The organism is Flavobacterium rhamnosiphilum, from assembly GCF_004349195.1.
Taxonomy (GTDB): Bacteria; Bacteroidota; Bacteroidia; order Flavobacteriales; family Flavobacteriaceae; genus Flavobacterium; species Flavobacterium rhamnosiphilum.
On sequence record NZ_SMLG01000001.1, the window covers coordinates 291,219 to 305,546 of the forward strand.

Below are 14,328 nucleotides of genomic sequence, written 5' to 3' on the forward strand. Positions count from 1 at the left end.
TTTATTTTTACGAGTAAGGAGCACCTTTTTAAGGGAAGTTTTTATCCTTTTTAATATTAAGATTCAGTATGAAATTTGTTTACTTTAATTTAAAAAGGATTGAATAAACGTTAGTACCTTACAAATCATTAAATTTGTAGCTTATTCAAAGACATGTTAGAAAAAGAAGTAATAAATTTCGAAAAAACAGCTATTGTTGGTATTGTAACTCAAAACCAAAGTGAAGAGAAACTTAACGAGTATCTTGACGAATTGGAGTTTCTGACTTTTACCGCAGGTGGTGAAGTAGTGAAACGTTTTTCGCAAAAAATGGAACGCCCTAATCCCAAGACTTTTGTTGGAACAGGAAAAATTGAAGAGATTCATCTTTTTGTAAAAGAAAATGATATCTCGACTTTGGTATTTGATGATGAATTATCGCCTTCACAGCAAAAAAATATATCTAAAATCATTACGGAATGTAAAATCCTCGACAGAACGCATCTTATCCTGGATATTTTTGCGCAACGTGCCGAAACTTCGTATGCAAGAACGCAGGTAGAATTAGCACAATGTATCTATATGTTACCTCGATTATCGGGACTCTGGACACACTTGGAACGTCAAAAAGGGGGAATTGGAATGCGTGGACCTGGAGAGACAGAGATTGAAACCGACAGACGTATTGTACGGGATAGAATAGCTTTATTGAAAGATAAAATCAAAGCAATCGACAAACAAATGGGAACGCAAAGAGGGAATCGCGGTTCTATGGTACGAGTGGCTTTGGTTGGGTATACTAATGTGGGGAAATCGACTTTGATGAATGCCGTAGGGAAAAGTGATGTTTTTGTAGAGAACAAACTTTTTGCTACGCTTGATACCACCGTTCGAAAAGTAGTCATCAAAAACTTGCCTTTCTTACTTTCGGATACCGTAGGATTTATTCGAAAATTACCAACACAACTGGTTGATTCTTTCAAAAGTACACTAGATGAGGTTCGTGAAGCCGATTTGTTATTGCACGTTGTTGATATTTCACATCCTGAATTTGAAGATCATATCGCATCGGTAAACCAAACTTTATTGGACATCAAAGCGAATGACAAACCCGTTATTATGGTTTTCAATAAAATCGATGCCTACAAGCATTTGACTATTGATGAAGATGATTTAATGACCGAAAAAACGCCAAGACATTACACGCTGGAAGAATGGAAATCAACCTGGATGAGTCGAGTAGGCGAGCAAAATGCCTTGTTTATCTCGGCAACCAATAAAGAAAATTTTGAGGAATTCAGAGAACGTGTTTATGAAGCCGTAAGACACATTCACATCACCCGTTTTCCGTACAATAAGTTTTTATATCCGGATTATAAAGACGCTGTGGAGAAAGAAGAAGAAAATGAAGAACTAGAATAAAAATAAAAAAGACCTTTAGAAATTTCTAAAGGTCTTTTTTATAAAAATACTTTTCTTAAAAACCATAATTAACGCCTAGACCAAACACTTCTCTTACCTGAACAGCTTGTACGGAATTGTCATCGTAAATTGCCTGTAAGGATACATTTGTTGACAAATATTTGTTTATTTTCATAACCACATTCATCTGATAATCGACATCAACATTTTGCGGGTTGTCTAAATAATTAGAATATAAATTGATTCGGTTTTCAATACCGACATTTGTCATTATATTGAATTTATAATATCCCGAAATGCTTGCGCCGAATTCAAATCTGGAATTGTCTCCTTGTAAAACCCCAAATGAAGGGCCAAGTTCAGTAAAATGATCGTGGACCAATATTAATTTTGCAGTCGCGGGAGAAAAATTAATACTCAGATTATTGCTTTTTTTCCACAACATTCCAGGTCCAAATTGAAAATAGGCGGGAGAAAATAAATGTGAAAGTTTAACTCCGTTTTTATCTAAACCGGTATCCATTTGTGTTTTGAAATTAAAAAAAACAGAATAATACCAATCTCCTTTCGCTTTCTTACCCCAAAGGGAATTCAATTCTAAACGGTCATCTGTTTTGGCTGTTTTTTCGTCACCTTTTATCTTGGTCAATCCATAAGCCAGAATGAATTTATTGTCCCAAACAACATCTCCTTTTTTATAATTGAAATCATAATTCAGACCAAAATTTCCCGCTATGTTTGACGTTCCGCCACCCAACCATTGTTTATTGTAAGCAGATTGATTAAAAAGCAAAGAAATATTTCCTTTTTTAGTCCAAAGTTTTGTGGTGTCTGTTGCAGTTTCTTGTGCATTAATAGCAATTGCCACTAAAAGTAACACTAGAGAAAATACTGTTTTTTTCATGTCTGTTTGATTTAAATTATAAAATAAACGTATGCTGCTATTTTTTATGTGCTTTGTACAAAGGAACAGCTGAACAAGCCTCTCCATACATAATGCTTTTGGCAAAAGGTTGCAGATAGTGTACTGCCAATACATAGGCACGCATAGGGACTGGTTTTCTGGAACACCCTTTTATAATCACAGGCTTGTTTTTATAAATCGAATAATCAATTTTAGGCAATAACTCTTCATAAAGGGAAGCGTTTAAATCCTCTAGAGATCCATTAATGATTTTCTTCGCAAATGGCGCTAATTGAATCGCAACCAAAATAGAAGCCCAAGTAGGAATAATAGCATATGTACTGCAATAAATAGCAACATATTGATCCTGATATTGTGACCAATCGTGATTTTTCAGCTGTTCTCTAAAGTCTTTTTCTTTTAATAAAAATCCTTCCAAGAGCCATTGTGAAATATCGATTTGCACATGAATTCCTTCTGGATAGTAATCTTCGAGATCGAAAACTTCCAAAACGCTATTCGCAACTTTATTTATTATTTCATCCATAATCATGTTTTAAAGTCGAATGTCGAAAGTCATAAAGTCACTGCTTTGAGACTTTATGACTTTCAACTTTATGACTAAATTCTAAAGCATTCCCAATTCTAATTTTGCTTCTTCGCTCATTAAATCTTTACTCCAAGGTGGATCGAAAGTAATTTCTACTTCAGCATCTTTTACATTGTCTAATGATTTTACTTTTTCTTCTACTTCTCTTGGCAAACTTTCGGCAACAGGACAGTTTGGAGAGGTAAGCGTCATTAAGATTTTTACTTCATAATCGGTATTAACCATTACGTCATAAATCAATCCTAATTCGTAAATATCTACAGGAATCTCCGGATCGTAAATGGTTTTTAAAATTTTTACGATTGATTCTCCTAATTCAGTTGTGTCTATTTCTTGTGTCATTTTTTTTAACAATTTATTTTTTATTATTTTTTTAAACCATATAAGAAATATAAGTTCATTAAAGGTTTTCGGGTACTATTTATTCTTCTTCTAATCTTCTGAATAATTCGTTAACGTAGGTCTTTTGTCCTTCGTTGTAAATATTTATAACATTATAATTTATCATTAATCCAATTGGTGCTTCCAAGAGATTCATGTAAGACATTAATTTTGCAACATGAACCGGTAAAACTTTATCTGCGGCTTTAAGTTCTAAAACCAAACAATTTTCAATAAACAAATCACATCTCAAATCAGATTCTAATTCTAAACCTTTGTATTCTATTGGAATTGTTAATTCTGATTGAAAATTAATTCCTCTTAAAGACAATTCCTGAATCATACATTTATGATAAATACTTTCTAAAAGTCCAGGTCCTAAATGTTTATGTACTTCTATTGCAGCTCCATTAACTCGGTAAACTAAATCCTTTAAATATTTTTTTGTAATCATATAGAACTATCTTTTTTTACATAATGATATTTAATGTTTTATTAAAAATCTTTAAACCATTTAGATAATACAATAAAAATTTGAAGGATCAACTTAAATGACCTTAAATCACTTATATGTTTTAAAAAAAAAATCTAAAATGTTTAAAATCAGTTTTGCGTGTTGAATGCCAAAGCATACATTTTTATATTTTTTATCATCGATACTAATCCATTGGCGCGTGTAGGGGATAAATGTTCTTTTAGACCGATTTTGTCAATAAAATCCATGTCAGCCTCAAGAATATCTTTGGCACTTTGATTTGAAAAAGTACGGATTAATATGGCAATAATCCCTTTTGTCAAAATGGCATCGCTATCGGCAGTGAAAACAATTTTATCATCTTTTTTCTCTCCTTGCAACCACACTTTCGATTGGCAGCCTTTTATCAGATTGTTTTCGGTTTTGAATTCTTCTTTGATTAAAGGAAGATTTTTTCCCAATTCGATGATGTATTCATAACGCTCTATCCAGTCGTCAAACATAGAAAACTCATCAACGATTTCTTCTTGTATGTCTTTAATTTTCATTATTATTTTTTAGCAAATGAATTTATTTTATTTACGAATTTCTTGATTTCTTTAGGTGGATAACCATGATCAAAACTAGTCGTTTCATAGGCTTTATCTTTGTGAGTGATTTTCAAATTGGCAATAGCCGCACCGTCATGAAAACGTTTTTGAGTGGGTGCTTTTAGTGTTGCCAAACTATCCAGTTCCACTGTTTTAAAATATTCCACTAATTCTTTCCAGTCGGCATCCGATATTTTTTTCGGTACCGGTTTGTCGTTTCCATCTCTGTCTTTTGAAACAGTAACCATCTGATTTTTTATCGTTATTTTTTGATAAAAGCCTCTGGTATTTGCTTCGTACTCAATAACAGCAGTACTTATTTCTTGTGCTTTGGCGCTGTCACAACCATTGCCTAGAAAAATGGTCAGGAACAATAAAGATAATATTTTCATGGGTTTATATTTTAGGATAACATTAATTTAGCTTTTTTTATAGCCTCAACCATAACGTCAATTTCTTCTTTGGTATTATAAAAAGCAAATGATGCTCGTATCGTTCCGGGAATACAAAAGAAATTCATAATCGGTTGCGCGCAATGATGACCCGTTCTTACGGCTATTCCTAATTTGTCAATTATTGTACCAATATCATAGGGATGAATTCCTTCAATATTAAACGAAATTACAGAAGTTTTTGCTGCGGCTGTACCAAAAATTTTCAAACCTTCAATTTCCAGTAAGCGTTGCGTTCCATATTCCAGTAATTCCAGTTCTTGTTTTTGAATGTTTTCGAAACCAACTTCATTCAAATAATCAACGGCTGTTCCCAAAACAATTCCACCTGCAATATCAGGCGTTCCCGCTTCAAATTTATGGGGTAAATCAGCATAAGTGGTTTTCTCGAAAGTCACTTCCTTAATCATTTCGCCCCCGCCTTGATAGGGCGGTAATTTATTCAGCCAAGCTTCTTTACCATATAAAATTCCGGTACCTGTTGGTCCACACATTTTATGTCCTGAAAAAGCATAAAAATCGCAATCCAATTCCTGAACATCTGGTTTCAAATGTGGAACGGCTTGCGCTCCATCAATCAAAATCGCTGCTCCAACTTCATGCGCTTTGTCAATCATATATTTAATCGGATTGACAGTTCCAAGAGCATTCGAAATATGGTTTACGGTAACGATTTTAGTTTTATCAGAAAGCAATTTGTCGTATTCAGACATAATCAATTCACCATTCTCATTCATCGGAATGACTTTTAGTGTCGCACCGGTTTTCTCGCATAACATTTGCCAAGGCACAATATTGCTGTGGTGTTCCAATGCGGAAACCAAGACTTCATCACCTGGTTTTAAAATCGAAGCAAATCCATTGGTCACCAAATTAATTCCGTGCGTTGTTCCTGAAGTAAAAAGCACTTCATGAGCGAATTTGGCATTGATATGATTTTGAATTTTACCACGGGAAGCTTCATAAGCATCGGTTGCCAGCTGACTCAACGTATGCACGCCGCGATGAATATTGGCATTAATTTCCTGATAATATTTTGAAATCGCATCAATCACAACTTGTGGTTTTTGCGAAGTAGCTCCGTTGTCAAAATAAACCAATGGTTTTCCGTTTACTTTCTGTGAAAGGATAGGAAAGTCGGCTCTAATTTTATGTATGTCTAACATTTATCTGCTTGTTTTTATTGTTTTTATTGGTCAGATAGAACGCCAATAATGACAATCTTTTAAAATAATCAAAATTCTAATTTGCGTTTCTTTATTTAGAATTTTTCTAAATACAAAAGTAATAAAAACTAAATTGTTTCAGGCATCAATTCGCCAATTTACTTCTATTAATTTCAGGGTTTTATTTAAATTAATTTCGTGAATTCGTGACTAAAAAATAATTATATTGCATTGTTTTACAATTAGCTACTATGAAATGAGCATAATAAAAACTCGATGAAAAAACGGATGAAGATATGCGAAACGAAGTTCAATGACACACAAAAAACAATATCAACGGTCATTAATTCCATATTCCGATAAAAAACAAATATTAACTACGTATGAAAAAATTCTTCAAATTTGTTGGTTTTGCCTCTTTTATCGGAATCTTTTATTTTGGATTCACGACTTATCCAAAGTTGGATTTAATTTCTGGCTTTTCAGCCAAAAGTATCGCTTCGGGACATTTTATTGATAATCGTTCCCAGGAAATGATTGAGAAAGGTGACAATGATATCGATATGATTGATTTGGCCAAAAACAAAATTGAAGCTATCGGAAAGTTTGCCGCTGCTTCGGTTTACGGTTTGAAAGAACGAAAAGCAATTTATCGCGAAGGTTTGGGCGCCACTTTAATTAACGATGATTTTGATATTACAAAACCATATTTAGTTCCCAAAAGAACAAAATTGAACAACAATTTACCTTTTCCGTATGGAAATATTGAACCCAAGGACACCGTTTTTAGTAACATTGATTATGTCAAATTAAATGCGGCTGTCGCCAATGCTTTTGATATTAAAGACGACTCGAGCCTAAAAGGCGAACAGGCGAAGCAAATTAAAAAAAGAACGCGTTCCCTTTTAGTGATTTATAAAGACAAAATCATTGCCGAAAAGTACGATACCGGTTTTGATAAAAACAGTAAATTATTAGGGTGGTCCATGACAAAAAGCATTACAGCCACAATGTTCGGAATTTTGGAAAAACAAAGAAAATTTGATATTGATGATTCTGCTCCAATTCCAGAATGGGCGAATGATAAACGTAAATTGATTACAACAAGCGATTTGCTACACATGAATTCCGGTTTACAATGGGTAGAGGATTACAATACTATTTCTGATGCTACCAAAATGCTTTTTCAGGCCGAAGATATGACTCGGGTACAACTAGAGAAACCGGCGGAGTATAAACCCAATATGCGCTGGAATTATTCTTCAGGAACGACTAATTTACTTTCCGGGATTTTGCGGAAGCAGTTCAAAACGCATCAGGAATATTTAGATTTCTGGTATTCCGCTTTGATTGATAAAATAGGAATGAATTCTATGGTGATTGAAACAGATATGGCCGGAAATTATGTGGGTTCGTCCTACGGTTGGGCTACAACCCGAGATTGGTCAAAATTTGGATTGTTGTATTTGCACAAAGGCAACTGGAACGGTGAACAAATTTTCAACGAAAATTGGGCGAAATACGTTGCAACTCCTACGAATAGATCTGAGGGAAGATACGGAGGACATTTTTGGCTCAATGCCGGTGGACATTTCCCAGATGTCCCAAGAGATATGTATTACTGTAGCGGTTTTCAAGGACAAATGGTGGCGATTATTCCGTCACTTGATTTAGTAATCGTACGAATGGGGTTGAAGGAAGAATCTGAATTTGATTTTAATGGAATGTTGAAAGGGATTATTGGGAGTTTGAAGAAGTAAAAAAACATCTTGTACTGAATTTTAATAAGTAATCGTATTTTTTAACAAAAATCAGCATAGTTGTTGTTAAAATTTATAAATATGCTTAAAATGTTATACATTGGTCTAATAAAAAACATTAACATGAAAAAAATTACTTTATTAGCATTGTTTACATTGCTTTTTTCCTCCTTATTAATTACATCTTGTTCTAGTGATGATTCTGTTTCTGATGATTCAAATGGGGTTTCGAGTGGCGATTATTGGCCTTTAGCTATAAACAATCAATGGATTTATAATGAAAATGGTTCCGTAGCTTCTCCTGTGAAAATCACAGGCACAGATAATTTTGGAGGAACCGCTTATTATCGACTTTCAACTGATAATGCCTATAATTTACAAGTTTGGGCGGCTAAAAAAGGAGCGACTTATTTTTTAAGGACAGGAGAATTAAATCTGACTGAAAATGGTATTACTGTTAAAATGAGTGCTTATGAATTGCCAGTGCTGAAAGATAATTTGGCGGTTAATGAACAATGGAGTGGTAATGTTATTTCAAAGGTAAGTGTGACAAATGGTTCTGCTTCATCTTCTTTTGATACAACTATAAAATATTTGGGGATTATATTAGAAAAAGATGCAAGTATAACGGTGAATGGTACGGTTTATACGAGTGTCATTAAAATGAGTTTTAGACAAGAAGTAAATTTCCAAGGCCAAACTACTATTACAGAATCAGTATATTGGTATGCAAAAGGAGTTGGACCAGTAAAATCAATAAATACTATTAATGGGAGTACGGTAGAAAGTACTTTGGTTAGTTATATTATTAATTAAGTAATTAAAGCAGAGATTTTTTAGCCCCGATAGAAATGAAAATCCTTTTTGAGGTTTTTACCGAAAAAAGATTACTTCACCAATTTGATATTTTATTTTGGTGTTCAGTGAATTTCATTTGTAATGGATAGCGGGATTAGCTCCTAAAAAAACAAACCCGACAAATTTCTAAAATCTGTCGGGTTTTTAATATCTATTTTTGGAATTATACTACAAATCAAATCCCAATTTCACGCCTAATTTATTGGCGATAATCGTGGTGATTCGTTGTTTTAATTCTGGTATTTTAATGTTTTCGATAACTGCATTCGAGAACGCATACATCAATAACGCTTTGGCTTCTTTTTTAGGGATTCCACGTTGTTGCATGTAGAACATAGCAGTTTCATCCAATTGTCCAACAGTACAACCGTGAGAACATTTTACGTCATCAGCAAAAATTTCCAATTGTGGTTTCGCGTTTATAGTCGCTTTGTCGCTCAATAAAATGTTATTGCTTTTTTGGAATGCATTCGTTTTTTGAGCATCTTTCTCCACATACACTTTTCCGTTGAAAACTCCTGTAGAACGATCAGCATAGATTCCTTTATAATCTTGGAAACTTTCGCAATTTGGAGTCGAATGTTTCACCAAAGTATAATGATCTACGTGTTGCTTTTCGCCTATAATCGTTATTCCGTTTAAGGTACTTGTCAATCGTTCCCCAAAGTGATAAAAATTCAAGTTGTTTCTCGTTAAGTTCCCTCCAAAAGAGAAGGTATGAACCGAAACGTGACTTTCTTTTTGTTGCGAAACGTAGGTGTTGTCAATTAAATTCGCTTCAAGCGTATCGTTTTGAATTTTGTAATAATCAACGATAGCACGTTTTTGGGCAAAAATCTCGGTAACCGAATTCGTTAGCACTGGATTTTCGTTTAAACTTTGATGACGCTCGATAATTTGAACATGAGAATTCTCCCCAACAATCACCAAGTTTCTTGGTTGAACCAAAAGTGCCGCTTCGTTACCTGTTGAGAAATACATAATCTCAATAGGTTTGTCAGCCACTTTACTTTTTGGAATGTTGATATAGGCTCCTTCATTGGCGAAAGCCGTATTCAATGAAGTTAAACTTTCGTCTTTGCTGGCAATTTGATTAAAATACGTATCAATAATCATTTTGTATTTTGGTTTGGTCAATGCCGATGACATCAAGCAAACATCAATTCCTTCGTGTGTTGTTGACGATAAATGCGAACTGAAAACACCATCAATAAACACCACTTTATAGGTGTCTATTTCGTGTAAAAAGTATTTTTTTACGTGGTTGAATTCAACTGCATTTTCTTGCTTTGGAAAAACGGTAAAGTCATTTTTTAAAATGGCGTTTAGCGAAGTGTATTTCCAAGCTTCGTCTTTTTTGGTTGGGAAACCTTTATCTTCAAAGTTTTTTATGGCGGCAGTTCTCACATCATGAAGTTCGGAGTGAACATCAATACGCTCTTCGAAAGCCATAAAAGACGATAGTAATTTTTCTTTCAATTCCATTTTTGGTAGTTGTAAGTTATGAGTTATAAGTTATGAGTGCTTCCGATAGCTATCGGAACTGCAAACTGTAACTGCAAACTAATTTTACGCTTCTTGTTCTTGTTTAATCCAGTCGTATCCTTTTTCTTCCAGTTCGTGCGCTAATTCTTTTCCTCCGGATTTTACAATTTTTCCGTTGTATAACACGTGAACAAAATCAGGCACGATATAATCTAATAATCTTTGGTAGTGCGTGATCACTACGATGGCATTTTTGTCACTTTTTAGTTTGTTAACGCCATTAGCAACAATACGCAAGGCATCAATGTCCAATCCAGAATCGGTTTCATCAAGAATAGCCAATTTTGGTTCCAACATCGCCATTTGGAAAATTTCGTTACGTTTTTTCTCTCCACCAGAAAAACCTTCGTTTAGAGAACGAGACAAAAATTTTCTGTCAATTTCTAATAATTCCGATTTCTCACGAATCACTTTCAACATATCTTTAGCCGGCATTTCTTCCAGACCGTTTGCTTTACGCGTTTCGTTGATGGCTGTTCTTATGAAGTTCGTTACTGAAACTCCTGGAATTTCCACCGGATATTGGAACGATAAAAACACTCCTTTATGTGCTCTTTCTTCTGGTGCCAATTCAGAAAGGTCTTCTCCGTCTAAAGAGATTTCGCCTGCGGTTACTTCGTAGTTTTCGTTTCCTGCAATAATGGAAGCAAGAGTACTTTTTCCGGCACCGTTTGGTCCCATTATCGCGTGAATTTCTCCCGCTTTTACTTCAAGGTTAATCCCTTTTAATATTTCTTTATCCCCAATTGAGGCGTGTAAATTTTTGATACTTAACATTTGTTTCTTTAATTTTAAAAGGATTTAAATTCTCTTTTATTCTAAAATACTATTGATGCGTTCTTGGTCTTTTATTGTTTGATAGGACAAATGCTTTTCTCCTAAATATTTTATTCCTAAATAGTCCGCTGATAATCGAAAGGGTAAATAAAAATCATAATCCAATTGATCTTCATCAGAATTTGAAATTACAAACATATTTTTACCTCTTAATTTTCGACCTAATTCTTTTTCGATTCTGATTAAATCAGAAAAACGGTCAAAAAACACTTTCATTATTCCGCTCATCGCATACCAGTAAACGGGTGTTGCAAAAACTAGCGTGTCATATTTTTCAATAATTGAAGTTATTAAAGGCAAAAAATCATCGGCTCTATTTTCGCTTTCATAATCATAATAGGAAATAGAATAATCTCTTAAATCAATAACATCAGCATTTATTTGTTTGGAAATTTTATCAACTATTTTTGAAGTATTTCCATTGCTTCTGGAAGAACCGACAATAATAACTTTCGTGTTTCCCATATTCAAATTATCCAACACTTCCCTCAAGAGAAATTTCTAATAATTTTTGTGCTTCTACGGCGAATTCCATTGGTAACTTATTCAAAACCTCTTTACTGAAACCGTTTACGATTAAAGCAATGGCTTTTTCGGTTGGAATTCCACGTTGGTTGCAATAGAAAACTTGGTCTTCGCCAATTTTACTTGTGGTAGCCTCATGTTCGATTTTTGCCGATGGATTTTTACTTTCGATATAAGGGAAAGTATGTGCGCCACAATTGTTCCCCATTAATAACGAGTCACATTGTGAAAAATTTCTGGCGTTATCTGCTCTAGCACTAATTTGTACCAAACCTCTATAGCTGTTTTGTGATCTTCCCGCAGAAATTCCTTTAGAAATAATGGTCGATTTAGAGTTTTTACCTAAATGGATCATTTTGGTTCCTGTATCGGCTTGTTGGAAATTATTGGTAACAGCAATCGAATAAAATTCTCCTACTGAATTATCTCCTTTTAAAATAACAGAAGGATATTTCCAAGTTATCGCTGAACCTGTTTCAACTTGTGTCCAAGAAATTTTTGCGTTTTTCTCGCAGATTCCTCTTTTGGTCACAAAATTAAAAACCCCACCTTTTCCTTCTTTATTTCCAGGATACCAGTTTTGTACGGTTGAATATTTGATTTCGGCATCGTCCAATGCAATTAATTCTACCACTGCTGCGTGCAATTGATTTTCATCACGACTTGGAGCAGTACAACCTTCGAGGTAACTTACATAACTCCCTTCATCGGCAACTAATAATGTTCGCTCGAATTGTCCTGTTCCAGCTTGATTGATTCTAAAATAAGTCGAAAGTTCCATTGGGCAACGAACGCCTTTTGGAATATAACAGAAAGAACCGTCAGAGAAAACTGCCGAATTCAACGCCGCATAAAAGTTATCTTTTTGTGGCACAACCGTTCCTAAATATTTACGAACTAATTCTGGATGCTCTTTGATGGCTTCAGAAATACTCATAAAGATTATTCCTTTTTCTCCTAATGTTTTCTTGAAAGTAGTCGCTACTGAAACCGAATCGACTACAATATCCATAGCTACATTATTCATCATCTTTTGCTCATCGACAGAGATGCCTAGCTTTTTGTACATTTCTAAAAGTTCAGGATCTACATCGTCCAATGTTTTATTAGGATCTACCGCTTTTGGAGCTGAATAATAGGAAATAGCCTGAAAATCAGGTTTTGTATAATGCACATTAGCCCATTCTGGCTCTGTCATTTGCTCCCAAGCACGAAAAGCCTCCAGACGCCAATCGGTCATCCATTGAGGTTCTCCTTTTTTATGGGATATGGCACGAACAATATCTTCATTTAAACCAATAGGAAACGTTTCTGATTCTAATTCGGTGTAAAATCCGTATTCGTATTCTTTATTTTCGAGTTCGATTTTTAAGTCGTCTTCTGTGTATTTGCTCATTTTGTATGTTTATTTACCCTTTCAGGGTTTAAAACCCTGAAAGGGTATTTTTTAAAGTGAAAACGATTCTCCGCATCCACAGGTTCTATTGGCATTTGGGTTGTTGAAAACAAACCCTTTGCCATTTATTCCTCCTGAGAATTCTAATATTGTTCCGGCTAAGTACAGAAAAGATTTTTTTTCTACAGCAATAGTGATATCGTTGTCAACAAAAATTTTATCGTCTTCGTTTTTTGTTTTATCAAATTTTAAATCATAAGACAATCCAGAACATCCGCCGCTTTTTACACCAACTCTTACGTAGTCGATTGCAGCGTCAAAACCATCATCTTTCATTAAATCGATGATTTTTTTTCTTGCAGTGTCAGAAACTTTTATCATAGCTTATATTGATTTTGTCTAAATTAAGCACAAAGATAGTGTATAAAAAGCTTTTTCCATAATTGATGCGATTTTTATAACCAATGCAAAAATAGAAAAAACCTATTTGAAACGACTAAAAGCGTTTGAATTCCTTAACTTTGGTTCCTCTCGAAAAAAATAAAAAAACATGAAATTATATCCTATAGAAACAGGCAATTTTAAATTGGATGGTGGTGCGATGTTTGGTGTGGTGCCAAAAACCATTTGGAACAGGACCAATCCAGCCGATGAAAACAATTTAATTGATATTGCGGCACGCTGTTTATTAATTGAAGATGGCAACCGACTGATCCTGATAGATACCGGAATGGGAAACAAACAATCTGAGAAATTTTTTGGTTATTATTCGCTTTGGGGAACACATTCGATGGATAAATCGTTGGCGAAATACGGTTTTCATCGTGATGATGTAACTGATGTTTTCATGACGCATTTGCATTTTGATCATTGTGGCGGAAGCGTACAATGGAACGCGGACAAAACGGGGTACGAACCGGCGTTTAAAAATGCAAAATTCTGGAGCAATGAAAATCATTGGGAATGGGCAACCAAACCAAATCCTAGAGAAAAAGCGTCCTTTCTATCCGAGAATATTTTGCCGATGCAGGAAAGTGGGCAGTTGCATTTTATCCAAAGACCGGAAGGGGATTTTTTAACAACATCAGAATTGGGTTTTGGCATCTTCTTTGCTGATGGACATACCGAAAAGCAAATGATTCCGCACATTCAATATAAGGATAAGACAATCGTTTTTTGCGCTGATTTATTGGCGACAGCCGGACATATTCCAATTCCGTATGTGATGGGTTATGATACCAGACCTTTATTGACCATGCCAGAAAAAGAAAAATTCATGAATGCGGCAGCTGATAATAATTATTATTTGTTCTTGGAACACGATGCACATAATGAAATAATAACCGTACAAAAAACCGAAAAAGGCGTTCGATTGAAAGAAAGATTTACCTGTAACGAAATCTTAACATAGTGTTAATCATAACCCCT

General features: G+C 34.5%; 16 protein-coding genes. 4 read left to right on the top strand and 12 right to left on the bottom strand.

Annotated elements, in window-relative coordinates:
* The first annotated feature begins 153 nt into the window (after positions 1-153).
* Complete coding sequence (hflX, locus tag E0I26_RS01220) at positions 154-1,401, top strand: GTPase HflX (RefSeq protein ID WP_131914680.1); 1,248 nt, start codon at positions 154-156, stop codon at positions 1,399-1,401.
* Positions 1,402-1,456: 55 nt separating this feature from the next.
* Here hflX and E0I26_RS01225 read toward each other — a convergent pair whose 3' ends face one another.
* From E0I26_RS01225 to E0I26_RS01255, 7 genes are all read right to left on the bottom strand, one after another.
* Positions 1,457-2,305 carry a DUF3078 domain-containing protein gene (locus E0I26_RS01225; RefSeq protein WP_131914681.1) on the bottom strand — a complete coding sequence of 283 codons (849 nt, stop codon included), beginning with the start codon at positions 2,303-2,305 and terminating at the stop codon, positions 1,457-1,459.
* Positions 2,306-2,342: 37 nt separating this feature from the next.
* Positions 2,343-2,852, bottom strand: coding sequence for a DUF2480 family protein (locus E0I26_RS01230; RefSeq protein WP_131914682.1), 510 nt, complete (start codon positions 2,850-2,852; stop codon positions 2,343-2,345).
* Positions 2,853-2,933: 81 nt separating this feature from the next.
* Complete coding sequence (locus tag E0I26_RS01235) at positions 2,934-3,257, bottom strand: SUF system Fe-S cluster assembly protein (RefSeq protein WP_131914683.1); 324 nt, start codon at positions 3,255-3,257, stop codon at positions 2,934-2,936.
* Between the two features lie 79 nt (positions 3,258-3,336).
* Positions 3,337-3,750: a GxxExxY protein gene (locus E0I26_RS01240; protein ID WP_131914684.1), complete on the bottom strand. Its 414-nt coding sequence runs from the start codon at positions 3,748-3,750 to the stop codon at positions 3,337-3,339.
* A gap of 149 nt (positions 3,751-3,899) precedes the next feature.
* The gene (locus E0I26_RS01245; RefSeq protein WP_131914685.1) at positions 3,900-4,319 is read right to left on the bottom strand and encodes a SufE family protein; all 420 of its coding nucleotides are present in this window, start codon (positions 4,317-4,319) and stop codon (positions 3,900-3,902) included.
* A 2-nt stretch (positions 4,320-4,321) separates the two neighbouring features.
* Entirely contained in the window at positions 4,322-4,753 is a 432-nt protein-coding gene (locus E0I26_RS01250; RefSeq protein ID WP_235831697.1) for a hypothetical protein, read from the bottom strand.
* Positions 4,754-4,764: 11 nt separating this feature from the next.
* Positions 4,765-5,979, bottom strand: coding sequence for an aminotransferase class V-fold PLP-dependent enzyme (locus tag E0I26_RS01255; RefSeq protein WP_131914686.1), 1,215 nt, complete (start codon positions 5,977-5,979; stop codon positions 4,765-4,767).
* A 383-nt stretch (positions 5,980-6,362) separates the two neighbouring features.
* Here E0I26_RS01255 and E0I26_RS01260 point away from each other — a divergent pair, with 383 nt between their 5' ends.
* Positions 6,363-7,739, top strand: a complete 1,377-nt coding sequence (locus E0I26_RS01260; protein ID WP_131914687.1) for a serine hydrolase domain-containing protein — start codon at positions 6,363-6,365, stop codon at positions 7,737-7,739.
* 123 nt (positions 7,740-7,862) lie between these two features.
* Positions 7,863-8,555, top strand: a complete 693-nt coding sequence (locus tag E0I26_RS01265) for a hypothetical protein (RefSeq protein ID WP_131914688.1) — start codon at positions 7,863-7,865, stop codon at positions 8,553-8,555.
* A 210-nt stretch (positions 8,556-8,765) separates the two neighbouring features.
* On the opposite strand, the gene sufD is transcribed toward E0I26_RS01265, so the two are convergent.
* From sufD to E0I26_RS01290, 5 genes are all read right to left on the bottom strand, one after another.
* Positions 8,766-10,082, bottom strand: coding sequence for a Fe-S cluster assembly protein SufD (gene sufD, locus E0I26_RS01270; RefSeq protein WP_131914689.1), 1,317 nt, complete (start codon positions 10,080-10,082; stop codon positions 8,766-8,768).
* Positions 10,083-10,166: 84 nt separating this feature from the next.
* A complete protein-coding gene (sufC, locus tag E0I26_RS01275; RefSeq protein ID WP_131914690.1) occupies positions 10,167-10,919 on the bottom strand; it encodes a Fe-S cluster assembly ATPase SufC in 753 nt (250 codons plus the stop codon).
* Positions 10,920-10,955: 36 nt separating this feature from the next.
* Positions 10,956-11,444: a flavodoxin family protein gene (locus E0I26_RS01280; protein WP_131914691.1), complete on the bottom strand. Its 489-nt coding sequence runs from the start codon at positions 11,442-11,444 to the stop codon at positions 10,956-10,958.
* 7 nt (positions 11,445-11,451) lie between these two features.
* Complete coding sequence (gene sufB, locus E0I26_RS01285) at positions 11,452-12,900, bottom strand: Fe-S cluster assembly protein SufB (protein ID WP_131914692.1); 1,449 nt, start codon at positions 12,898-12,900, stop codon at positions 11,452-11,454.
* A gap of 51 nt (positions 12,901-12,951) precedes the next feature.
* The gene (locus E0I26_RS01290; RefSeq protein WP_114753489.1) at positions 12,952-13,281 is read right to left on the bottom strand and encodes a HesB/IscA family protein; all 330 of its coding nucleotides are present in this window, start codon (positions 13,279-13,281) and stop codon (positions 12,952-12,954) included.
* Positions 13,282-13,450: 169 nt separating this feature from the next.
* Between E0I26_RS01290 and E0I26_RS01295 the strand changes: the two genes are divergently transcribed.
* Positions 13,451-14,311, top strand: coding sequence for an MBL fold metallo-hydrolase (locus E0I26_RS01295; RefSeq protein WP_131914693.1), 861 nt, complete (start codon positions 13,451-13,453; stop codon positions 14,309-14,311).
* Positions 14,312-14,328 lie beyond the last annotated feature (17 nt).

Excerpts from the sequence above, each read along its gene's own strand:
- hflX (WP_131914680.1), top strand. The coding sequence starts at position 154 with ATGTTAGAAAAAGAAGTAATAAATTTCGAAAAAACAGCTATTGTTGGT.
- E0I26_RS01225 (WP_131914681.1), bottom strand. The coding sequence starts at position 2,305 with ATGAAAAAAACAGTATTTTCTCTAGTGTTACTTTTAGTGGCAATTGCT.
- E0I26_RS01230 (WP_131914682.1), bottom strand. The coding sequence starts at position 2,852 with ATGGATGAAATAATAAATAAAGTTGCGAATAGCGTTTTGGAAGTTTTC.
- E0I26_RS01235 (WP_131914683.1), bottom strand. The coding sequence starts at position 3,257 with ATGACACAAGAAATAGACACAACTGAATTAGGAGAATCAATCGTAAAA.
- E0I26_RS01240 (WP_131914684.1), bottom strand. The coding sequence starts at position 3,750 with ATGATTACAAAAAAATATTTAAAGGATTTAGTTTACCGAGTTAATGGA.
- E0I26_RS01245 (WP_131914685.1), bottom strand. The coding sequence starts at position 4,319 with ATGAAAATTAAAGACATACAAGAAGAAATCGTTGATGAGTTTTCTATG.
- E0I26_RS01250 (WP_235831697.1), bottom strand. The coding sequence starts at position 4,753 with ATGAAAATATTATCTTTATTGTTCCTGACCATTTTTCTAGGCAATGGT.
- E0I26_RS01255 (WP_131914686.1), bottom strand. The coding sequence starts at position 5,979 with ATGTTAGACATACATAAAATTAGAGCCGACTTTCCTATCCTTTCACAG.
- E0I26_RS01260 (WP_131914687.1), top strand. The coding sequence starts at position 6,363 with ATGAAAAAATTCTTCAAATTTGTTGGTTTTGCCTCTTTTATCGGAATC.
- E0I26_RS01265 (WP_131914688.1), top strand. The coding sequence starts at position 7,863 with ATGAAAAAAATTACTTTATTAGCATTGTTTACATTGCTTTTTTCCTCC.
- sufD (WP_131914689.1), bottom strand. The coding sequence starts at position 10,082 with ATGGAATTGAAAGAAAAATTACTATCGTCTTTTATGGCTTTCGAAGAG.
- sufC (WP_131914690.1), bottom strand. The coding sequence starts at position 10,919 with ATGTTAAGTATCAAAAATTTACACGCCTCAATTGGGGATAAAGAAATA.
- E0I26_RS01280 (WP_131914691.1), bottom strand. The coding sequence starts at position 11,444 with ATGGGAAACACGAAAGTTATTATTGTCGGTTCTTCCAGAAGCAATGGA.
- sufB (WP_131914692.1), bottom strand. The coding sequence starts at position 12,900 with ATGAGCAAATACACAGAAGACGACTTAAAAATCGAACTCGAAAATAAA.
- E0I26_RS01290 (WP_114753489.1), bottom strand. The coding sequence starts at position 13,281 with ATGATAAAAGTTTCTGACACTGCAAGAAAAAAAATCATCGATTTAATG.
- E0I26_RS01295 (WP_131914693.1), top strand. The coding sequence starts at position 13,451 with ATGAAATTATATCCTATAGAAACAGGCAATTTTAAATTGGATGGTGGT.